Genomic DNA, 20,828 nt, shown 5'->3' with positions numbered 1-20,828 from the left:
GGGATCGCGTGCCGGGGATCATCCAGCACCACCAGATCATACTTCGCGATCAGCCCGTCGCTGGTATAGCCGGCAATCACATCGACCTCGCCGGAATTGACCGCGGCATACATAAAATCCGGCTGCATCACGCGCTGCGCCTTGAACGACAGGCCGTAGGCTTTCTGCAGTCCCGCCCATTCCGGCCGCGAGAAGAATTCATAATCGCCGGCGATCGTCATGCTGCCGACGTGCGATGCAAGATCGGCGATCGTCTTGATGCCGAGCGCCTGTGCTTTGGCGCGCGGCATCACCAGCGCATACGCATTGGCGAAGCCGAGTTCGCCGAGCAATGTCACTTTCGCGTTTGCTAAATCATTCTTTAGCGCGGCCAATAACTCCGTGCGCGGCTTGATGTCGGTATGGCCGAACTGATTGGCCCACAGCGTGCCGGAATAATCGACATAGACGTCGACGTCGTTCGCGGCGAGCGCGTCATAGATCACGCTGGAGCCGAGGCCCGCGCGCGTCGTCGCTGATAGCCCGGCGTCGCGCAGCCGCTGCGCGATCAAGGCCGACAGCACATATTGCTCGGTGAAGGTTTTGGCGCCGACCACGTAGCGCGCGGCGGGCTGCGTCAGCGACGGCAGCAGCGTCGCCGCCAGCAGCGCCATCAGGCCGAGCGCGCCGGCCGCGACCCGCAGCCGGCTGCGCCGCGCGAGCCCGCGTTCGACCAGCGCCAGCAATTGATCGACCGCGAGCGCCAGCAAGGCCGCGGCGGCGCAGCCGAACAGCACCAGCACCCAGTTCTGGGTCTGCAGCCCTGCGAAGATGTAGTTGCCGAGGCTGGTCTGGCCGATCGGCGTCGACAGCGTCGCGGTGCCGATCACCCACACCGCGGCGGTGCGGATGCCGGCCATCATCACCGGCAGCGCCAGCGGCAGTTCGACCATCAGCAGCGATTGCCGCGGCGTCATGCCGACGCCTTGCGCGGCTTCGATTAGCATAGGGTCGATGCCGTCGAGCGCGGTGATGGTGTTGCGCAGCACCGGCAGCATCGAATACAGCGCCAGCGCCAGCACCGCCGGCAGGAAACCGAACGCCGAGAAGCCTGTGCCGAACCAGTTGAGCGACAGCGCCGCCAGCGCCAGCAGCAGCGGGTAGAACAGCGCCAATAGCGCCAGCCCGGGCACGGTCTGCACGACGCTGGCGAAGCCGAGCAGGGCGCTGCGCCACAGCGGCCGGTGCCGCGACAACATCGCCAGCGGCAGGCTGACGACGAGCCCCAGGCCGAGCGCCGCGAGGCTGACGCGGACGTGGCTTCCGAGATAGTCCGGCAGATGCGCCAGCGCCTCGCCCCAGCGCGGATCGGCGAAGGGAGTCATGCCGCGCCATCCCGCGGCAGCAGCGCCTGCAGCCGCGCCGCCTGCCGCCGCGGCGTCTGCAGCATCTCGTTGACGTAGCCGTCGTCGCTGCGCGCCAGCTCAGCCGGGGTGCCCTGCGCCAGGATACGGCCGCCCTGCATCACCGCGATGCGGTCGGCCAGCAGCAGCGCCTCGGTGATGTCGTGGGTGATCATGATGGTGGTCAGCCTGAACCGATCATGCAGCGCGCGAAACTCCTCGCCGAGCGCGTCGCGGGTCAACGGATCGAGCGCGCCGAACGGCTCGTCCATCAGCACCATGGCGGGATTGGCGGCGAGCGAGCGGGCGACGCCGACGCGCTGGCGCTGGCCGCCGGATAGTTCATGTGGAAAGCGATTGCGATAGCGCGCGCGGTCGAGCCGCACGAGATCGAGCAGTTCGTCGACCCGCGCTGCGATGGCGGGTTTGGGCCAGCCGAGCAGTTTTGGAGTGATGCCGATATTGCTGGCGACGCTGAGATGCGGAAACAGCGCGCCGCTCTGGAACACGGTGCCGATCCGCCGGCGCAGCGCCACCGGATCGGCGGCGGCGACGTCCTCGCCGTCGATCCGCACCATGCCGCGGTCCGGCGCGATCAGCCGGTTGGCGAGCCGCAGCAGCGTGGTCTTGCCCGAACCGGAGCCGCCGACGATCACCAGCAACTCGCCCCTGGCGACGGTGAACGACACGTCGTTGACCGCCACGATAGGGCGGCCATCGCCGCCGCCGTCGAAACTCTTGTCGACGTGATCGAAAGCGATGAGGGGCGCAGCGCCGGTCATGTCTTGTGGCTAGCACAACCGCCGCGATCGATAAAGCCGAGCCGGGCTCTTGCAAGTTGCCGCGCAGCGCTTCAAGACAGCCGGCATCATGCACGGCGTTCGACAATCATCTCGGGGCAGGCGGCGATGACCGCGCCGATCTTTCACCGGGTGGCGCAACTCGAGTTGATCCGCGACGGCTGGCGCTGGCCGTTCGCCGACGACCAGCGTGCGGCGATCGACGCGCATTTTGCGCAGCGCCAGCTCGAGAAGCCGGAGCTGTTCAACGGCCGGGTGCTGCTCGGGCGCAACGCGCGGTTCACGCGGGAGAGCTTCAGCGCCGATATTTTCGAGACCGATTTCGCGAGCTTCCTGGCGTGGCGCGACTGGGGCTATCCCGATCAAGGCGTGTTCAACGGGTTCGGCATGGGCGCGCTGCGTAGCAGCGACGGCGCCTTCGTGCTCGGCGAGATGGGCCGGCACACCGCCAATGCTGGCCGGGTTTATTTCCCCGGCGGCACCCCGGACCCGTCCGATCTGCGCGGCGACCGGCTCGATATCGAAGCCAGCATCAGCCGCGAGATCGCCGAGGAAACCGGCTTGCTAAAGACCGACTATCGATCCGGCACCGGCTGGTGCTGCGTGGTGAGCGGCACGGTGATCGCGATACTGCGGGTGCTCGAGGTCGATCAGCCCGGCGCGGCGTTGCGCGACAGGATCGCGGCCAACCTGGCGCGGCAGGTGTTGCCGGAACTTTGCGCGATCCATCTGGTGCGCGCGCCGGGCGATTTCACCGCCGCGATGCCGGGCTTCGTCACCGCGTTCCTGGCGACGCAATGGCCGCCCGGCTGAGCGCGGGCTGGCCTCGGCGGGGCGCGCGCGGTAGCCTTAGTGCGGTAAACCCGGAGCGCCGCCCGCATGCCTGACACCAAGAAGTCCTCGCTCGCCGCCAAGCTGAAACCTTTCATCGCGCCGTTCCGGGTCGACGGCACCCAGCGCTTTCATCTCAAGGCGCACAGGGCCAACGAGAAGGGCGGGCTCGACAAGGACAAGGGCGAGCAGATCATCGAGGCCAACCGCAAGCGGCTGAACGATTTCCAGGAGATGCTCTACGCCCAGGACCGCTGGTCGCTGCTGCTGATCTTTCAGGGCATGGACGCCGCCGGCAAGGACACGGCGATCAAGAGCGTGTTCGACGGCGTCAACCCGCAAGGCTGCGAGGTGTATTCGTTCAAGACCCCGACCTCGCACGAACTCGATCACGATTTCATGTGGCGCGCCGCCACCAGCCTGCCGCAACGCGGCCGGATCGGCATCTTCAACCGCTCCTACTACGAGGACGTGCTGGTGGTGCGGGTGCATCCGGAGATCCTCGCCAAGCAGAAGATTCCATCGGTGCTGGTGACCAGGAAAGTGTGGCGCGAACGCTTCGAGGACATCGCCGCATTCGAGCGTTACTTGGCGCGCAACGGCACCGTGGTGCTGAAATTCTTCCTCAACGTCTCCAAGGAAGAGCAGCGCCAGCGCTTCCTCGACCGGCTGGAAGATCCGTCGAAGAACTGGAAGTTCTCGATGGCCGACGTCTCCGAGCGCGCGCTGTGGGACCGCTACCAGGCGGCGTATCAGGACGCGATCGCCCACACCGCGACGCCGGCGGCACCCTGGCACATCGTGCCGGCGGATCACAAATGGTTTGCCCGGGTGGTGATCGGCTCGACCATCGTGGCGGCGCTGGAAAAGCTCAATTTGCACTTTCCCAAGACCGACAAGGACTCGCTGAAGGAGTTCAAGCAGGTCCGGCTGGCGCTGGAGCAGGAGGGCAAGAAGCGCACCCGGCTGCGCAAGCCGGCCGGCAAAGTCGTGGAGGCCGCGGCGGCAAGAGCCGCCAAGGCCGCGGTGAAAGCCTAGAACTCCGGTTCAGATCGAATCAGAACCGGAGCTCTGGATCGTTGTTTTGACGCGTTTTCTTTACGCGAACCGGGATCCACGTCGCTCGAAAACACGATAGCGACGGCGTCGCGTCGGCAGAGCCGCGCCCGCACCCCGTTACGCGGGGGCGAGCGCTCGCTTCGCGTTACTCCGCGGCGTGGCTGTGGCCGTGCGAACCATGATCATGGCCGTGATCGTGGGTGTGGGTGTGCGAGCTGTGCTCGTAGACGCCGTGATCGTCGCGCGGCTCGATGCCGAGCCGATCGAACAGGGCGCGATCCTTGTTGTCGCCGGGGTTCGGCGTGGTCAACAGCTGCTCGCCGATGAAGATCGAATTGGCGCCGGCGAGGAAGCACAGCGCCTGCATCTCGTCGCTCATCGCGGTGCGGCCGGCGGCGAGCCGGACGTCGGAGTTCGGCATCAAGATGCGCGCTAGCGCGATGGTGCGGACGAAGGCGATCGGGTCGACCGGCGTCGCGGTCGCGGCGATCGGCGTGCCCTCGATCGGGATCAGCAGGTTGATCGGAACGCTGTCGGGATGCTTCGGCAGGTTGGCGAGCGTGCGCAGCATTTCGACGCGATCGGTCGGCTTTTCGCCGAGCCCGAGAATACCGCCGCAGCACACCTTGATGCCGGCGTCCTGCACCTTCTGCAGCGTGTTCAGCCGATCGCCATAGGTGCGGCTCTTCACCACCGAGGGATAGAATTCTTCCGAGGTGTCGAGGTTGTGATTGTAGTAGTCCAGCCCGGCGTCCTTGAGCTGTTTGGCCTGATCGTCGCTCAGCATGCCGAGCGTCACGCAGGCTTCCATGCCGAGCGCCTTGACGCCCTTGACCATCTCGATCACCGGCGCCATGTCGCGGTCCTTCGGCGAACGCCAGGCGGCCCCCATGCAGTAGCGCGTCGCACCGTTGGCCTTCGCCTCCTTGGCGGCATCGATCACATCTTTCGGAGCCATCAGTTTCGACGCCGGCAGCGCGGTGTCGTGATGCGCCGACTGGCTGCAATAGCCGCAATCCTCGGCGCAGCCGCCGGTCTTGACGTTCAACAGCTGGTTGCACTGCACCTTGTTGGGATCGAAGCTCTGGCGATGGATGGTCGCCGCCCGGAACACCAGGTCCATGAAGGGCGAATGATAGATCTCGCCGGCTTCCGCGCGCGTCCAGTCGTGACGAATGCTGGGGGTGGCTTGTGCCAGTGACGGCAAGTCGATGGTGTTCACAGGAAGCTCCATGGCGGGAATGTGAATTTCGCGGGGAGCAATAAGGGCTTTCCAACAGCCGCGAAACCCCCAGATACGAGGATCTGGTGTGCGTTAATACCAGCGGTTAGGTCAGCCAGGCTGACCCACTTTGCCGTTGCGGCTCCCGGCTTTTGTCGTTTACAACAATTTGCGTGCGTCGCCGGCAAGGAACCGTCAATGGTTTTGGCTGACGATGCGGACCGCAAGGTGGAATGATGCTGAATCGCAGCGAAACGACTGGAATGGGCGAGGGCGCGGCGCAGGCCGCTGGTTCCCGCGCGATTCCGGCTGCGTTGCTCTCCACCCTGCTGCTTGGCGGGCTGCTTCTTATTCGCCCCTGAGGGCCGTCTGGGCGCGTGCGCCTGGGCACTCAGGGGTTCGAGATCAATCGCAGATCCCTTCGCGTGCCGAGCGCCGCACCTGACACAAGGAACATTCCCATGACCGTGACCCCGACGTCCGACAAGGACCGCGTTATCATTTTCGACACCACCTTGCGCGACGGCGAGCAATGCCCCGGCGCCACCATGACCTTCGAGGAGAAGCTGGAGGTCGCCGGCCTGCTGGACGCCATGGGCGTCGACGTCATCGAGGCCGGCTTCCCGATCGCCTCCGACGGCGACTTCGAGGCGGTGCACGAGATCGCCAAGCGCGCGAAGAACGCGGTGATCTGCGGATTGTCCCGCGCCGGCGCCAAGGACATCGACCGCTGCGCCGAGGCGATCCGCCCGGCCAAGCAGGGCCGCATCCACACCTTCCTGTCCACCTCGCCGGTGCACATGAAGTACAAGCTGCAGATGGACGCCGAGCAGGTCTATCAATTGGTGATCTCCGCGGTGACCCGCGCCCGCAACCACACCGACAACGTGGAGTGGTCGAGCGAGGACGGCACCCGCACCGAGTTCGACTTCCTGTGCAAATGCGTCGAGGCGGCGATCAAGGCCGGCGCCACCACCATCAACATCCCCGACACCGTCGGCTATTCGGTGCCGGAGGAATATTACGACCTGTTCAAGCGGGTGCGGGAGAACGTGCCGAATTCCGACAAGGCGATCTTTTCGGTGCACTGCCACGACGATCTGGGCATGGCGGTGGCCAATTCGATGGCCGGCATCCGCGGCGGCGCCCGGCAGATCGAATGCACCGTCAACGGCATCGGCGAGCGCGCCGGCAACGCCGCGCTGGAAGAGGTCGTGATGGCGATGAAGGTGCGCAACGACAAATTGCCGTACTGGAACAAGATCGACACCACGATGCTGACCCGCGCCTCCAAGGTGATCTCGGCGGCGACCTCGTTCCCGGTGCAGTACAACAAGGCGATCGTCGGCCGTAACGCCTTCGCCCATGAGAGCGGCATCCATCAGGACGGCATGCTGAAAAACGCCCAGACCTACGAGATCATGCTGCCGGAAACCGTCGGCGTGAAGCAGACCTCGCTGGTGATGGGCAAGCATTCCGGCCGCCACGCCTTCGTCCACAAGCTGGAGGAGATGGGCTATCAGCTGGGCCAGAACCAGCTGGAAGACGCCTTCGTGCGGTTCAAGGCACTGGCCGACCGCAAGAAGGAAATCTACGACGAGGACATCGAGGCGTTGGTCGATCAGGAAATCGCGCAGTCGCACGATCGTATCAAATTGCTGTCGCTGACGGTGATCGCCGGCACCCACGGCCCGCAGCGCGCCACCATGAAGCTGGACGTCGAGGGCCAGACCAAGATCGAGGAGGCCGAAGGCAACGGCCCGGTGGACGCGGTGTTCAACTGCATCAAGGCGCTGGTGCCGCACGTCGCCAAGCTGGAATTGTATCAGGTGCACGCCGTCACCCAGGGCACCGACGCGCAGGCCGAGGTCTCGGTGCGGCTGGCGCATGAGGGCCGCTCGATGACCGCGCGTGCCTCCGATCCCGATACCCTGGTGGCCTCGGCGAAAGCCTATCTGAGCGCTTTGAATAAAATCGTCATGAAGCGGCAGCGCGACGTCCCGGTGGCGGAAGCCGCGGCGAGCTGATTGCGACCAAACGACGCGACCGGCCTCATGATCAGCAAACGCGGCGCCGCAAAGCGCCGCGTTTTTTGCGTTGCAGTGCGGTGACCGGCCAAGATCCCTGCTAACGGGCAATAGCCATTACATTCGACTACCTGTATGGAAGTGATGCAGTGAGGCTGGAACCGGGTACCGGGACGGTCTGAGGAAATTTGGGAGGTCAAATGCGCAAGTTGATTTTGGCCGCGGCGTCAGTCGCGATGTTCGCCCTGGTCGGGCCGGCCTCGGCGCAATCGCCGATCGTCATCAAATTCAGCCACGTGGTGGCGCCCAACACGCCGAAGGGGCTGGCCGCCGACAAGTTCAAGGAGCTGGCCGAGAAATACACCGCCGGCAAGGTCAAGGTCGAGGTCTATCCGAACTCGCAGCTCTACAAGGACAAGGAAGAACTCGAGGCGCTGCAGCTCGGCGCGGTGCAGATGCTGGCGCCGTCGAATTCCAAATTCGGTCCGATCGGGGTGCGCGAATTCGAAGTGTTCGATCTGCCCTACATCCTGTCCGACCTGCCGACGCTGCGCAAAGTCACCGACGGCCCGCTCGGCGCCAAGCTGCTCAAGCTGCTCGATGCCAAGGGCATGACCGGCCTCGCCTATTGGGACAACGGCTTCAAGGTGATGAGCGCCAATAAGAAGCTGGTGACGCCCGCGGACTACAAGGGGCTGAAATTCCGCATCCAGTCCTCCAAGGTGCTCGACGCCCAGTTCCGTGCGCTCGGCGCGATCCCGCAGGTGATGGCGTTCTCCGAAGTCTATCAGGCGCTGCAGACCGGCGTGGTCGACGGCCAGGAGAACACCCCCTCCAACATGTACACCCAGAAGATGCACGAGGTGCAGAAGTTCACCACGCTGACCAATCACGGCTATCTCGGCTATGTGGTGATCGTGAACAAGAAGTTCTGGGACGAATTACCGGCCGAGCTGCGCACCGAACTCGACAAGGCGATGAAGGAAGCCTCGGCCTACGGCAACAGCCTGTCCGCCAAGGAGAACGAGGACGCCTTGGCTGAGATGCAGAAATCCGGCAAGACCGAATTGGTCAAGCTGACGCCGGAGCAGGACGCCGCGATGCGCAAGGCGATGGAGCCGGTCTACAACGACGTCGCCAACCGGGTCGGCAAGGCGCTGATCGAGGAATTCCAGAAAGAGACCAAGACCACCACCAACTGAGCTGACGTCGAACCTGCGCCCGTGCGGTCCGCACGGGCGTCTTGCTATCTTGCGCCGGTGGGCGGCGCGGCACGGCGCAGACCGTTCCGTCATTTGAAAATGGCTCTAGCGTTTTCGAGCGAAGTGGATCCCGGTTCGCGTGAAGAAAACGCGTCAAAATAACAATCTCGAGCTTCGGTTCTGATCTATCAGAACCGGAATAGCTCTAGGCTCCCTGGGGGAATGATGCTGCTTCGCGTCCTCGATCGGCTTGAGGAAATCCTGATCACGTTTCTGATCGGCGCCGCCACGGTGATCATCTTTTTCGCGGTGCTGCACCGCTATCTGGTCGGCATTCCGCTGTTCTATCCGCTTTTGTTTCCGATCAACATGTCCTGGGCGCAGGAACTGTGCATCTACATGTTCGTGTGGATGGCGAAGTTCGGAGCCGCCTACGGCGTGCGCACCGGCATCCATGTCGGCGTCGACGTTTTGGTCAACCAGCTGAACGATCGCTGGCGCAAGGTCACCATCCTGTTCGGGCTGTTCTGCGGCGCGCTGTTTACCGCGGTGATCGGCACCATGGGCGCGAAATTCGTCTACGGCCTGATGCAGACCGACCAGGTCACCCCGGACATGGAGCTGCCGAGCTGGATCGTCTATCTGTGCATTCCGCTCGGCTCCTATCTGATGTGCTTCCGCTTTCTGCAGGTGGCCTGGGGCTTCGGCCGCGGCGGCGAGTTGCCGCATCATGACCACGCCTATGTCGAAGGCATCGAGGCGGAAATCCCAGCCACCGGCGGCCGGGAGATCATCCGATGAACAGCGCGCTGATCTTCGTTCTGCTGATCACGCTGATGCTGACCGGCATGCCGATCTCGATCGCGCTCGGTCTCACCGTGCTGTCCTTCATCTTCCTGATGACCTCGGTGCCGATCGAATCGGTGGCGCTGAAACTGTTCACCGGGATCGAGAATTTCGAGATCATGGCGATCCCGTTCTTCATTCTCGCCGGCAATTTCCTCACCCATGGCGGCGTCGCCCGCCGCATGATCAATTTCGCCACCTCGATGGTCGGGCACTGGTACGGCGGTCTCGGGCTCGCCGGCGTGATGGCCTGCGCGCTGTTCGCCGCGGTGTCGGGTTCCTCGCCGGCGACCGTGATCGCGATCGGCTCGATCATGATGCCGGCGATGGTCAAGCAGGGCTTTCCGAAGCGGTTCGGCGCCGGCGTCATCACCACCTCCGGCGCGCTCGGCATCCTGATCCCGCCTTCCATCGTGATGGTGGTCTACGCGGTGGCGACCGGCGGCAGCGTCGCGCTCGATCCCGCCGGCCACCGGGTGTCGTCGGCCTCGGTCGGGCAATTGTTCATCGCCGGCGTGATTCCCGGCATCATGCTGGCCTCGCTGCTCGGCCTCACTACCTTCTACCGCGCCTGGAAGAACGACTATCCGCGGCTGCCGCGCGCCAGCTGGCTGGAGCGCTGGCAGGCGTTCCGCAAATGCGTCTGGGGTCTTTTGCTGATCGGAATCGTGCTCGGCGGCATCTATGCCGGCTGGTTCACCCCGACCGAAGCCGCGGCGGTCAGCGCGGTCTACGCGTTCTTCATCGCGGTGTTCGTGTATCGCGACATGTCGCTGAAGGACGTGCCCAAGGTGCTGCTCGGCTCCGCCAATATGAGCGCGATGATCCTCTATATCATCACCAATGCGGTGCTGTTCTCGTTCCTGATGGCCAATGAAAACATCCCGCAGCAGATCGCCAACTGGATGTCGAGCGCCGGCGTCAACTGGGTGGTGTTCCTGCTGGTGGTGAACCTGCTGCTGCTGCTGGCCGGCAACGTCATGGAGGCGACCTCTATCGTGCTGATCATGGCGCCGATCCTGTTTCCGGTCGCGGTCAAGCTCGGCATCCACCCGGTGCATCTCGGCATCCTGATGGTGGTGAACATGGAGGTCGGGATGTGTCACCCGCCGGTCGGCCTCAACCTCTATGTCGCCTCCGGCATCGCCAAGATGGGCATCACCGAACTCACCATCGCGGTGATGCCGTGGCTGCTGACGATGATCGCGTTCCTCGGTCTCGTCACCTACATCCCGGAACTGTCGCTGTGGCTGCCGCGCGCGCTCGGCATGTTGTAAGTGTTACTTGCAGCAACATCGCGACACCGAATTACATGTTGGTAACACAGCCGTTTCTGTCCAAAACGTAAGTTGATCGGGCAGCGCAGGGCGCGCATCTTCGCGGCAGCTTTGAAGGAGGTTGCCATGAAGAAAGCTTTGCTCGCCGGCGTCGCCGCGCTGCTGCTCGCCGGATCCACCGCGGTCTATGCGCAGCATCGTCCGTGGTTCGATCAGCATCACGCCCGGATCAATCCGGAAGACCGCGCGGCGTTCGCCGACGCCAGGATCGCCGCGGTGAAGGCCGGGCTGAAACTGACGCCGGACCAGGACAAACTCTGGCCGCCGGTGGAAGCCGCGGTGAGGGATTTCGCCAAGCTCAAGTTCGAGCACGCCGAGGCGCGGATGAAATCGTTGCGCGACGACGACACCCAGCAGCGCGATCCGGTGACGCGGTTGCGGGACCGCGCCGACGCCATGGCCAGCGCGGCCGCGGCGCTGAAGAAGATCGCCGACGCCGCCGACCCGCTCTACAAGACGCTGGATGAGGGCCAGAAGCGGCGGCTGGCGGTGCTGACCCATGACGGCGGCCGATTCGGCGGCGGGCGCGGCCATATGCGCGGCCCCGGCCGCGACGGCGACCATGGCGAGCGCGGCTTTCGCCCGCTGGATGATCGCGGCCCCGGCCAAGATGACTGGCGCGACGACGGTCCGAACCGCCTGTAGAGGCCGATTTGCCGGGTGATCTCGCCCGGCCCGATGTGGCGCGATAAAGCCGCCGGCGGTCGGCGGCTTTGGGTTCTTTGAGGCCGGTTGATCTTTTGACAATGGCGGGAAAAATCCGCCGGCTTGCTGGACATCCGGGATTCGCTTTGTTAAACGGACGCCGTCCTGCAGAGGACTTCCGGACTTGGTCCGGGCGCATAGCTCAGTTGGTAGAGCAGCTGACTCTTAATCAGCGGGTCGTAGGTTCGAGCCCTACTGCGCCCACCAACTCCTGAAATCGCTGATTGCAATTTGGCTTTGTTGACCGTCTCTGCACGTCGCCCCGCTTCACTCATCCGTCGTCCAGCCATCGCTCGCTGACCGCGCCAAACCGGCGCGACGGACGCGCGGCTGCGTGCCACCGCCTGATCGGATCGCGGGCCGGGCGATCCGGCGTGCGATCAGCCCCCCGCCGCCACGCATCGAAGCCGCCCATGCGCACGCCCGGTTCGATGGTATAAAAGATATATCTTTACATCGATCGTTGCTGTTCTATTCTAAAAGATATATCTTTTAAGGATCGCTGCGATGGACGAGGGACTTGGTCGAGGATGTGGCGGCATCGGATGCCGTGGCCGGCGGGGTGGCCGCGGCGCCGGCGGCGAGATGATCCGCGTCGGCCGCGTGCTGGGGCAGGGTGATCTCAAGCTGATCGCGCTGGCCTTGATCGCCGAGCAACCGCGCCACGGCTACGACATCATCAAGGTGATCGAGGAAAAGACCGCCGGCTGGTATGCGCCGAGCCCCGGCGTGGTCTATCCGACCCTGACCTTTCTCGAAGAGCTCGGCCAGCTCGCCGCGCAGCCGGAAGGCGCCAAGAAGCTCTATGTCATCACCGCGGAGGGCGCCGGCTATCTCGCCGCGCATCGCGCCACCGCCGAGGCATTGTTCGGCCGGCTGGCGTCGGTCGGCGAACGCGCCGCGCTTCGGCATCAGCGCAGCGAGGCGGCCGGGCGCGACCAGGCCGAGCCCGGCGCGCTGCCGCCCTTGCTGCGCGCGGCGCTGGACAATCTGCGCGACGTCGCCGGCAAGCAGTTCGCCAAGGATGCCGAGGCCGAGGCCGAACTGGTGGCAATTCTGGCGCGCGCCGCGGGCGAACTGCGCAAGGTCTGACCCGCCCGGCGCAACGTGCGCCACTTCGAACCCAACCGCGTCGTCGACAGCACGGCGCATCCAAGCCCAGCAGGAGACCCCGATGACCACCGCAACCCTTCTTCCGCAGCAACCGACAAGGCGCGACGTGTTGATGATCGCAACCGGCGCGGTCGCCGCCGCTGGCGCCGCCGCCGTGGCCTGGCCGCTGCTGGCGCAGCTCACCCCGGACGCCTCCACCGTCGCCGCCGGCTTTCCGCTCGAGGTCGATCTGGCGCCGATGGTGGTCGGTCAGGTGATCAAGGTGTTCTGGCGCGGCCAGCCGATCTTCATCAGCCACCGCACCGCGCACGAGATCGAATCGGCGCAGACCGCCGATTGGCAGAGCTTGCGCGATCCGGAGCCGGATTCCGCGCGGGTCAAGCCCGGCCACGAGCAATGGCTGGTGGTGTCGGCGATCTGCACCCATCTCGGCTGCATCCCGACCGAGCATCAGGGCAATTACGACGGCTGGTTCTGCCAGTGCCACGGCTCGCAATACGATTCCTCGGGCCGCGCCCGGCTGGGGCCGGCGCCGCGCAATCTGCCGCTGGTGCCGTATGAATTTATCTCCGACGCCAAGATCCGGATCGGCAGCGCCGGCTGAGCGGCCGCGTTCCGACCGCGCCGGCTCGGTTCCAGGCGGCCGGGTCGGCGCGAAATAGTTACGTGTGATCAATATGGTACGGATCGCACGCGGATTCGGCACTAGGCTTGGATTCGCGCTGCGGCGCGGTCCGGAACAATCCGTGACCCAGACCGCTCAAGTTCCGACGCGGTTTTTCACCACAGGCGGCGCCGCAAGGTTTAAGGTGGCATCAATGCAGCGCGCGACCGCATCGCGTTGCTTGGTGAAAGCGGTTCCCAATCACGAGGCTCAGATGTCACACGCCTATGCACTCAACGAAGACGTCCTCCACCGGGGGCAGGGGCCTCAGGGGCGCGTCACGGTCGAGCAGCCCAAGGTCTATACCATCATCCAGCGACTGCCGATCGAAGCTGATGGCCGGCTGCGCTACCGGATCCGCAGCAAGCTGGAGAATATCGAACGCGTCGCCACCGAGGATCAGCTGTCCTACTGCCTGTAGCACCGCCTCGATCCTGCCGCGCTGCAGCGTAAAATCGCGCCGGTGTGTTGTTTCACTTACGGAATTGGCACCGGCCCGTCGTCACAATACCCGTCGTCACAATAGTGGTATCGTTTGTGCGTTAATTGGCTTCACGCTTTTTCAGGAGTGGAGTGCATGAACAAGCTCATTGCGATCCGCAGTCAGGAAGCGATGTGCCGGGAGCGCGCCGTGCTGGACCACGACCGCCGCGCGTTCTGGTTGGCCAAGGCGGAAGAGTGGCAACAGATCGCGCTCGACGAAATTGCATTCCATTTTCGCGAATGCAACGTCGCGCGCTTTGCCGAACCGGCGTGCGATGAGTTCGCGGCGGCCTGATCCTCCGTGCGCCGCCGGCCGTCCGCCGCGCTGTGAGGGCGCGCGGCATTGAACCGCGGATGCCGCGGCTTATCTGCCGAGCATGCTGCAGTCGGTGCTCAATGTCCTGCAATCGGTGGTGTTCGGCATGATTTCGATCTTCGGGATCAATCTGGGCACCGAGCAGCCGCGCTACGAGGTGCTCGCGCGGATCGGCGACAGCATCGAAATCCGCCGCTATCCGCCGCGGCTCGCCGCCGAGACCACCGTGCCCGGCAATTCCGGCAATCCCCGCGGCGAGGCGTTCCGCATCGTCGCCGGCTACATCTTCGGCGCCAACGCCGGCAAGCAGAAGATCGCGATGACCTCGCCGGTGGAAATCACTTCGCCCGGCCAAAAGATCGCGATGACCGCGCCGGTCGAAGTCGGCAAGGCCGCTGACGGCTTGGTGATGCGGTTCTTCATGCCGGGCGAGTTCACCCGCGCGCAGCTTCCCGAGCCCTCCGACCCGCGGGTCCGGCTGGTCGAGCTGCCGGCCGCGACGGTGGCGGCGTTGCGGTTTTCCGGCTCGATCGGCGACGCCGCGGTGGCGGCGCGGACCGCGGAACTGATCAACGCGCTGGCCGCCACCGAATGGCGCGCCGCGGGCGAAGCGACCGCGCTGTTCTATAATCCACCATGGACGCTGCCGTTTCTGCGCCGCAACGAGGTGGTGGTGCCGCTGACCGCACCGTCGGCGCCGCGCTGACGGCGGCGTGACGGGGCGGCGAACGATCCAGGCTTGAACCGCAGGAGGCCGGCATGACCCACCGCATTGCGATCGCCGCCATCGTCACGCTGCTCGGCGCGGGGCTTAGCGGCCCGGCGCGCGCCGCGCCGCCCACGGTGACCCCGTCGCCGGGCTATGACCAGCGGCTGATCGACTCCTCGCGCCGCGATCTGGGCGCGCGGGTGCTGGTGCCGCCGCCGGGCCACGCTCTACCGCGGCCGCCCCGCAAGGCGGTCCGTCCGCGACGTTAGCGCGGCGGTCGCCGCGCACTACACCATTCGGTGATACCATAATCTCGTCGGAATTATTCCCTAAGTAACCATCATTGCCGAGCAGCGGGGGCGTTGTTCATGCGATCCGTCGCAGCCTTTGGAAAGCCTGATGCCCCCAGACACCGTCTCCTCGGCCTCCGTTTTCGCGGCCTCCGTGCCGCCGGCCTCGACCGCTCCCGCCGCCGTTCCTACTAAGGCGGTTCCGACCGCGCTGCTGTTGTCGCGCGGTGTCGAGCGGCTCGAAGCCACCTTGAAAATCACCACCGCGATTCTGGCGCTGGCCGCCGGGGTCTACACCTATCTCGGGGTGCGCGAACTGTTGAACGGTAGCCCCTCGACGGTGTTCTTCGCCGCGGTGATCTATTCCATCGCGGTGTCGGTCGGCATCTACGCGTTCTGGATCTTCCTGATGCAGTTCATGCCGCATGTGGTCTCGACCAAGGGCCGCAACCTGATGTTCGCCTGCATGCTGCTCGGCTCCTTGATGATCGTGGCGATGTCGTCGTGGTTGAACGCCTCGGCGCTGGCCGGTGCCGCCGCGATCCAGCAGCATCTGTCGATCACCGTGCAGGACTACACCCGCGATCTCGACACCGCCAACACCAACGCCATCGCCGCCCAGGGCCTGTTGCCTGATATCCAGCTCTCGGCGTCGCGGTTCGCCAAGCTGGCCGACGCCGAAAAGGCCGGCTCGCTGACCGGCACCTCCGGCTCCGGCACCGTGGTGCAACTGATGACGCAGATGTCCGGCCAGCTCGACAGCCTGGGACAAGAGGTGCAGGCCTCCGCCAAGCGGGTCTCGGCGCTGTTCGAGCAGGGCGGCAAGCATCTGGCGAAGATGCGCGAACTGATCTCCGACCGCGGCCCGATCGCCACCCGCAGCGATGCCTTCGCCACGGAATCGCTGGCGCTGATGGGGGTGATCGCCAATCTGCAGCAGACCTCGGTGGCGCCGGCGGTGAAACGCGCCGCGACCACGTTGTCCTCGGGCTTCATCGCCCCGGTGGCGGGCGGCCGCACCGTCGATCTGGCCGACCGGCAGAGCGCGGTGGTCGGCAAGGTCGAGGGCGTGATCGCGATGCAGGCGGCGTCGCTGTCGGACGCCGCCGACAAGATCCTGGCGATGCCGCGGGTCGAGCCGGCCCGGTTCCAGTCGATGTCGCCGGCCGAAGCGGTGCTGCGCTATGCCGGCGACTTTATCCCGAGCTGGGCCGGCGCGATCTCGATCGACCTGATGCCGGCGGTGCTGGTGCTGATCCTCTGCGTGGTGCACGCCGCGATCCGCCGCGAAGGCCTGCCGGCGGCGAGCGCCTCCAGCGTCACCGTCGGCGACATGCTGGCGGCGCTCCAGATGGCGCGCGAAGTCGAAACCGCGCGCCGCGCGGTGCCGAGCGAGGCCGAACCCGCCGGCGCACCGGCGTCGGCGCCGGTGGTGACGGAGCCCGCCGCGGCCGCCGACGAGAACGTCACTGCGCTCGCCTCGGCGCGGCACACCAAGTAACCGGCCGGGTGATTTGCGATGGCGCAGAGCTCGATCTTGCAACGCCGGTTCCAGGCCTGGCTGTCCGACAATCCGGACCAGTCGGTGCTGCGCTGGATCTTTCGCACCACGCTGGCGGTGACGTTGGCGGTGCTCGCCGCAGACCTCGCCACCATCAACGGCTGGCTCGATCCGCCCGACATCGCGCTGACCCCGGCCGAGCAGCGCGATGCGTCGCCGGGCTTGGGCCTGCCGGCGCTGCCGGCGATCCTGTCGCCATGGCTGCCGGGCTCCAATCCGCGGCTGGCGCCGATGCCGCAGCCCGACGGGGTGATGAACAAACCGATGACGTTCGAACTGGTGAGCGGCGGCCGGCTGCTCGCCACCGGCACCATCACGCCGGGCATTTCCGAGGCCTTCGCAGCGGAAATCGCCCGGCACGGCGACTATATCAGGACCGTGGTGTTGAATTCGCCGGGCGGCTCGGTCGGCGACGCGCTGGCGATGGGCCGGCTGATCCGCGACAAGAAACTCGCCACCGAGGTTGCCGCCGGCAAATATTGCGCGTCGTCCTGTCCGTTGGTGTTTGTCGGCGGCGTCGAGCGCCGCGCCGGCGACAAGGCCGCGGTCGGCGTGCATCAGGTGTTCGCGATGAGCCAGGCCGCCAACGGCGCGCCGCGCGACGAGATGAGCGACGCGCAGCGGATCTCGGCGCGCTGCCAGCGCTATCTCGGCGACATGGGCGTCAATCTGCAGGTCTGGGTGCACGCCATGGAGACGCCGAAGGACAAGCTGTTCGTGTTCACGCCGGAGGAATTGAAGACGCTGAATGTGGTGACGCCGGCGCCAGCCGCGGCACCCAGTGCGTCAACCGCGCCGTCGGCCCGAGCGAAGTAGCTGTTGCGAGTTAGGTCGTCATTCCGGGGCGCGAGGGCGCAAGCCCGAGCGAACCCGGAATCTTGCCACAGGGCGATGCGTGGCGCTGGCGGCATGCGTCGCGAGATTCGGGTTCGCTTGCCGCTGTCGCGGTGCGCGCCCCGGAATGACGGCGTGATGCTTGGCGCTCGCCAGCCGCATGCGGGCCTCACGTCGACATCCGCAGCGCTCGCCGACGCGTCACCCGATCGCCAAGCCTCACGCCACCGCGACGCCGATGCGGCCGAGCCCCGGCAGCTTGATCGCCGGGCGCCGCAGGTCGAAGCCGAGCACCGCGCCGAGCACGTTGAGTTCGACGCCCTCGACCCAGCCCAGCGTCAATCCGAAGTAGCCGCCGAGCGTGGCGCGGACGCCGGTGCCGGACGGCGTCAGCCCGAACCAGCCGCCGTCATAGGGATAGTCCTTGCCGATCGCGGTCGGCGGCAGCGTGGTCTTCAGTTCCGGCACCGCGGCCAGCGCTGCTGCGACGAAGGTGTTGGAATTCGGCCCCGGCCAGGCCCGATAGTCGCCATAGGCGCTGAGCTTGTAGCCTGCGATCGCGGCGCGGATCTTCGGGATCATCAAGGCGGCCTCGTCGCCGTCCGCGGCGGCGATCACTTGCGGCAGGTCGCCGAACCAGCGGCCGTCGGCGGCAAAGCCGTTGACCCGGATCGGATCGCCCCAGGCGGTGTAGTCGTAGCGGGTGTATTTGCGGGCGTTGGCCTCCTTGGTGACGATCCAGCTATGCACCGCGAAGATGCCGCGCCAGCGCACGGTGCGCGCCGCGAACACCCGCACCAGGGCGCCGGGATGCTCGGCGGGCGGCGGCAGCAGCCCGGCGCTGGAGCGGTCGGCGGTCTGCCAGTCGACGGTGCGATCGCCCAGCCAGTATTTTCCGGCCGAGACGGCGATCGGCGTGAACAGCAACAGCAGGAGGATCAGCAAGGGTTTTCTCACGGGGTGGGAAATGCTTCGTTGGATCAGCAATGGATATATTCACCGCGGCAGGATTTGCCATGCGGCGCAGGCTCCCCAGATCGGCAGCGCGCCTCCGATGACCGAAGTGTGATCCGCTGCCGGTTCCGGGCGGCTCGCGCGACCATTAAATTTCCAGGTGGCGCAGCTCGACGCGCCGAGTTTCTGCAACCTTTGAAATCGGAACTCGTTGTCGCCAGCTAACGTCTCATGTGTAACGTCAAGAGGACATCGACCATGAAGAAAACAGCTTTGGTTGTTGGCACCGTGGCGGCCCTGGCGATCGCCTCGGCCGCTCCCGCCGAGGCCCGCGGCGGCTTTGGTCCCGGCCTGATCGGCGGACTGGCGGTCGGTGCTATTCTCGCCGGCGCGGCCTCCAGCGCCTATGCCTATGGCCCCTACGGCTATTACGGCGGCGGGCCGTATTATGGCGGCTATGCGCCGGCCTATTATGCGCCGCGCTATGCCTATTACGGGCCGCGCTATCGCCGGGCGTATTACGGCTATGGTCCGGCCTATTACGGCTACGGCGGGCCGGTCTATGCCGCGTGGGGCGGGCCGCGCTACTATGGCGGCTATGGCGGCTATGGCGGCTGGCACCGCGGCTGGCGTGGCTGGTAACAGCCGAGGCCTCACGGCAACGCGGCGACGCTCAATCGCGGCGCCGCGTTTCGGGCATCAAGAGCACCACCATGGCAAGCCCGCTCGCCGCCACCGCGGCAAGAGCTACGAACGCCACGCCGGTGCCGAACTGATCGGCGACATAGCCCGCCGCGACGGTGCTGAATGAGGCGCCGATGCCGCCCGCGGTGCCGACGATGCCTTGCGCGAAACTGAAATGCCCGGAGCCGAAGGCGACGTCGGCGACGATCAGCGGCACCAGCACCGCGAACACCGCCGCGGTGATGCCGTCGAACACTTGCACCGCGACTAGCAGATAGGGATCGCTGACCACAGCGAACAACAGCCCGCGCACCGCCAGCGCCGCGAAGCCCGCGACCAGCAGCGGCCGGCGGCCGAAACTCTGCGCGAAGCGGCCGACCGAGGGTGAGGCCAGCGCCACGATCGCCTGCGGCACGATGATGCAGAACGCGATCAGCGCCGGCGCCGCGGCGCTGGAGCGGGTGGTGACGACCCCGGCCATCAGCGGCAGCATCGCGGCATTGGCGAATTGTAACAGCAGCATCGCCGCGGCGAACACCAACAGCGGGCGCTGCCGCAGCAGGCTGCTGATCTTGGTGGTGGCGCCATGCGCTTCGGCCGGCGGCAGCGCGCCATGGGCGCGCTCGGCGTCGATCTCGCGGCCGCGAATTCGCGATAGCGCCAACAGCGTCGGCACCGCCAGCACGCAGGTGACCAGAAACACCGAGCGGCTCGACACCAGATAGCCGCAGGTGCCCATCACCGCGGCGGCGACGCCGTTGCCGAGCGAGGCGTAGCGGGCGTTGCGGCCGAGCCGCTCGCCGATCGCGGCGCGGCCGACCAGACCTAAGCTGATCGCGGCGATCGCCGGGCCGAGCACGCAGCTCGCCGCGGCGTGCAGCGTGGCCGAAGCCATCACCACCGGGAACAGCGGCCAGGCGGCGTAGCCGAGCGCGCTGAGCGCGATCAGCGCCACCGCGAGCCCGGCGACGAAGCGTTCGGAGCGCGCGGCGTCGACGATCGCGCCGCCCGGCATCTGTCCGAGCAGCCCGACGATGCCGCCGACCGACAGCACCAGGCCGATCTCGACCTGGGTCCATTTCTGCGTGGTCAGATACACCGCGACAAACGGGCCGAACCCGGTCTGCACGTCGGCGAGAAAGAAGATGAAGCAGTCGAGCCCGCGCTGGCTTTGCCGCGACGGCGGGGTGAAGGAGGGCCCCGGCGCTGCGCCCTGTTGGTCCGGCGGTGCCGGCGGCGCGGGGCGGTCGGCGCCGGCGGCGGGGCGCGGATCGATGCCGTGATCGGGCGACGGCCAGCTCAGTTTAATGCTCCATCGCCGGCGCGAAGCGCAGCGGCTCCAGGCTGCCCGAGGCGCCGAGCACCACGATCGGCTGGTTCTCCTTATATTCGGGCGCTGCGCGGACCTGGTTGCGGGTCAGTTCCAGCGTCATCTTCTCGTCCTTGCTGGTGACGTTGCCGAACCGCAGCGCCGACCAGTCGACCACGATCTTGCGGCTGCCGACGCCGAGGAAACCGCCGAAATCGATCACCACGGCGCGCGCGACACCGCCGCGGTCGACGATCACATCGGCGATCCGGCCCATGTTCTCATTGGCAGGGCTGCGTACGTCGCGGCCGAGAATGCCATGGGCATCGAAGGCATCGATCACCGTCACCGAAGGCGGCTTGGCCACCGTCGCCGGGGGCGTTGCCGGAACGGGAGGTCCAGCGGCAGGCGGTGTTTCGGCGGTGGGCGGTGCGGCCGGCGTGTCCTGCGACGTCGCCGGGGCCATGGGTGCAGGCGTCGGTTCGTCTGCGGCCCGCACC

At 66.2% G+C, this 20,828-nt stretch carries 23 protein-coding genes and 1 tRNA gene; 18 read left to right on the top strand and 6 right to left on the bottom strand.

The window, feature by feature from the left end; all coding sequences use genetic code 11:
- Together VGC77_RS16190 and VGC77_RS16185 are read right to left on the bottom strand one after the other, a co-directional pair.
- A partial coding sequence (locus VGC77_RS16190) for an ABC transporter permease/substrate-binding protein (RefSeq protein WP_331172591.1) occupies positions 1 to 1,364 on the bottom strand: 1,364 nt, incomplete at its 3' end.
- Complete coding sequence (locus VGC77_RS16185) at positions 1,361 to 2,164, bottom strand: ATP-binding cassette domain-containing protein (RefSeq protein ID WP_331172590.1); 804 nt, start codon at positions 2,162 to 2,164, stop codon at positions 1,361 to 1,363. The genes VGC77_RS16185 and VGC77_RS16190, both read right to left, overlap by 4 nt.
- 126 nt (positions 2,165 to 2,290) lie before the next feature.
- Between VGC77_RS16185 and VGC77_RS16180 the strand changes: the two genes are divergently transcribed.
- Both VGC77_RS16180 and VGC77_RS16175 read left to right on the top strand, forming a co-directional pair.
- Positions 2,291 to 2,995, top strand: a complete 705-nt coding sequence (locus VGC77_RS16180) for an NUDIX hydrolase (RefSeq protein ID WP_331172589.1) — start codon at positions 2,291 to 2,293, stop codon at positions 2,993 to 2,995.
- Positions 2,996 to 3,061: 66 nt separating this feature from the next.
- Positions 3,062 to 4,051, top strand: coding sequence for a polyphosphate kinase 2 family protein (locus tag VGC77_RS16175; protein ID WP_331172588.1), 990 nt, complete (start codon positions 3,062 to 3,064; stop codon positions 4,049 to 4,051).
- Between the two features lie 166 nt (positions 4,052 to 4,217).
- On the opposite strand, the gene bioB is transcribed toward VGC77_RS16175, so the two are convergent.
- Complete coding sequence (gene bioB, locus VGC77_RS16170) at positions 4,218 to 5,306, bottom strand: biotin synthase BioB (RefSeq protein WP_414709685.1); 1,089 nt, start codon at positions 5,304 to 5,306, stop codon at positions 4,218 to 4,220.
- Positions 5,307 to 5,530: 224 nt separating this feature from the next.
- On the opposite strand from bioB, the gene VGC77_RS16165 reads away from it, so the two are divergent.
- The 15 genes from VGC77_RS16165 to VGC77_RS16095 all read left to right on the top strand — a co-directional run bounded on the left by VGC77_RS16165 (position 5,531) and on the right by VGC77_RS16095 (position 17,363).
- Entirely contained in the window at positions 5,531 to 5,656 is a 126-nt protein-coding gene (locus tag VGC77_RS16165; protein WP_331172586.1) for a hypothetical protein, read from the top strand.
- A gap of 99 nt (positions 5,657 to 5,755) precedes the next feature.
- Positions 5,756 to 7,321: a 2-isopropylmalate synthase gene (locus tag VGC77_RS16160; RefSeq protein WP_331172585.1), complete on the top strand. Its 1,566-nt coding sequence runs from the start codon at positions 5,756 to 5,758 to the stop codon at positions 7,319 to 7,321.
- 200 nt (positions 7,322 to 7,521) lie between these two features.
- The gene (locus VGC77_RS16155; RefSeq protein WP_331172584.1) at positions 7,522 to 8,523 is read left to right on the top strand and encodes a TRAP transporter substrate-binding protein; all 1,002 of its coding nucleotides are present in this window, start codon (positions 7,522 to 7,524) and stop codon (positions 8,521 to 8,523) included.
- Between the two features lie 225 nt (positions 8,524 to 8,748).
- Positions 8,749 to 9,324, top strand: coding sequence for a TRAP transporter small permease (locus tag VGC77_RS16150; protein ID WP_331172583.1), 576 nt, complete (start codon positions 8,749 to 8,751; stop codon positions 9,322 to 9,324).
- Positions 9,321 to 10,646 carry a TRAP transporter large permease subunit gene (locus VGC77_RS16145; protein ID WP_331172582.1) on the top strand — a complete coding sequence of 442 codons (1,326 nt, stop codon included), beginning with the start codon at positions 9,321 to 9,323 and terminating at the stop codon, positions 10,644 to 10,646. The genes VGC77_RS16150 and VGC77_RS16145 overlap by 4 nt, the downstream gene beginning before the upstream one ends.
- A 126-nt stretch (positions 10,647 to 10,772) precedes the next feature.
- Entirely contained in the window at positions 10,773 to 11,351 is a 579-nt protein-coding gene (locus VGC77_RS16140) for a Spy/CpxP family protein refolding chaperone (RefSeq protein ID WP_331172581.1), read from the top strand.
- Positions 11,352 to 11,542: 191 nt separating this feature from the next.
- Positions 11,543 to 11,618, top strand: a tRNA-Lys gene (locus tag VGC77_RS16135).
- Between the two features lie 300 nt (positions 11,619 to 11,918).
- Entirely contained in the window at positions 11,919 to 12,503 is a 585-nt protein-coding gene (locus VGC77_RS16130; protein ID WP_331172580.1) for a PadR family transcriptional regulator, read from the top strand.
- An 82-nt stretch (positions 12,504 to 12,585) separates the two neighbouring features.
- A complete protein-coding gene (petA, locus tag VGC77_RS16125) occupies positions 12,586 to 13,128 on the top strand; it encodes a ubiquinol-cytochrome c reductase iron-sulfur subunit (protein WP_331172579.1) in 543 nt (180 codons plus the stop codon).
- A gap of 142 nt (positions 13,129 to 13,270) precedes the next feature.
- The gene (locus VGC77_RS16120; protein ID WP_331172578.1) at positions 13,271 to 13,609 is read left to right on the top strand and encodes a hypothetical protein; all 339 of its coding nucleotides are present in this window, start codon (positions 13,271 to 13,273) and stop codon (positions 13,607 to 13,609) included.
- A gap of 156 nt (positions 13,610 to 13,765) precedes the next feature.
- Entirely contained in the window at positions 13,766 to 13,966 is a 201-nt protein-coding gene (locus VGC77_RS16115; RefSeq protein WP_331172577.1) for a hypothetical protein, read from the top strand.
- Between the two features lie 82 nt (positions 13,967 to 14,048).
- Entirely contained in the window at positions 14,049 to 14,693 is a 645-nt protein-coding gene (locus tag VGC77_RS16110) for a heme-binding protein (RefSeq protein WP_331172576.1), read from the top strand.
- 53 nt (positions 14,694 to 14,746) lie between these two features.
- Positions 14,747 to 14,965, top strand: coding sequence for a hypothetical protein (locus VGC77_RS16105; protein WP_331172575.1), 219 nt, complete (start codon positions 14,747 to 14,749; stop codon positions 14,963 to 14,965).
- A gap of 130 nt (positions 14,966 to 15,095) precedes the next feature.
- Positions 15,096 to 16,487 (top strand): hypothetical protein, encoded by a 1,392-nt coding sequence (locus VGC77_RS16100; RefSeq protein WP_331172574.1) that lies wholly within the window; start codon positions 15,096 to 15,098, stop codon positions 16,485 to 16,487.
- Positions 16,488 to 16,505: 18 nt separating this feature from the next.
- Positions 16,506 to 17,363, top strand: coding sequence for a hypothetical protein (locus VGC77_RS16095; RefSeq protein WP_331172573.1), 858 nt, complete (start codon positions 16,506 to 16,508; stop codon positions 17,361 to 17,363).
- A 237-nt stretch (positions 17,364 to 17,600) separates the two neighbouring features.
- Here VGC77_RS16095 and VGC77_RS16090 read toward each other — a convergent pair whose 3' ends face one another.
- Positions 17,601 to 18,326, bottom strand: coding sequence for a DUF3750 domain-containing protein (locus VGC77_RS16090; protein WP_331172572.1), 726 nt, complete (start codon positions 18,324 to 18,326; stop codon positions 17,601 to 17,603).
- Between the two features lie 267 nt (positions 18,327 to 18,593).
- Here VGC77_RS16090 and VGC77_RS16085 point away from each other — a divergent pair, with 267 nt between their 5' ends.
- Entirely contained in the window at positions 18,594 to 18,977 is a 384-nt protein-coding gene (locus VGC77_RS16085; RefSeq protein WP_331172571.1) for a hypothetical protein, read from the top strand.
- A gap of 31 nt (positions 18,978 to 19,008) precedes the next feature.
- On the opposite strand, the gene VGC77_RS16080 is transcribed toward VGC77_RS16085, so the two are convergent.
- The gene (locus VGC77_RS16080) at positions 19,009 to 20,322 is read right to left on the bottom strand and encodes an MFS transporter (protein ID WP_414709686.1); all 1,314 of its coding nucleotides are present in this window, start codon (positions 20,320 to 20,322) and stop codon (positions 19,009 to 19,011) included.
- Between the two features lies 1 nt (position 20,323).
- Positions 20,324 to 20,827: a PRC-barrel domain-containing protein gene (locus VGC77_RS16075; RefSeq protein ID WP_414709684.1), complete on the bottom strand. Its 504-nt coding sequence runs from the start codon at positions 20,825 to 20,827 to the stop codon at positions 20,324 to 20,326.
- Position 20,828: the final 1 nt, after the last annotated feature.

It is taken from the genome of Rhodopseudomonas sp. (assembly GCF_036404135.1).
Taxonomy (GTDB): domain Bacteria; phylum Pseudomonadota; class Alphaproteobacteria; order Rhizobiales; family Xanthobacteraceae; genus Rhodopseudomonas_A.
This window is presented reverse-complemented; position numbering and strand designations above follow the sequence as displayed.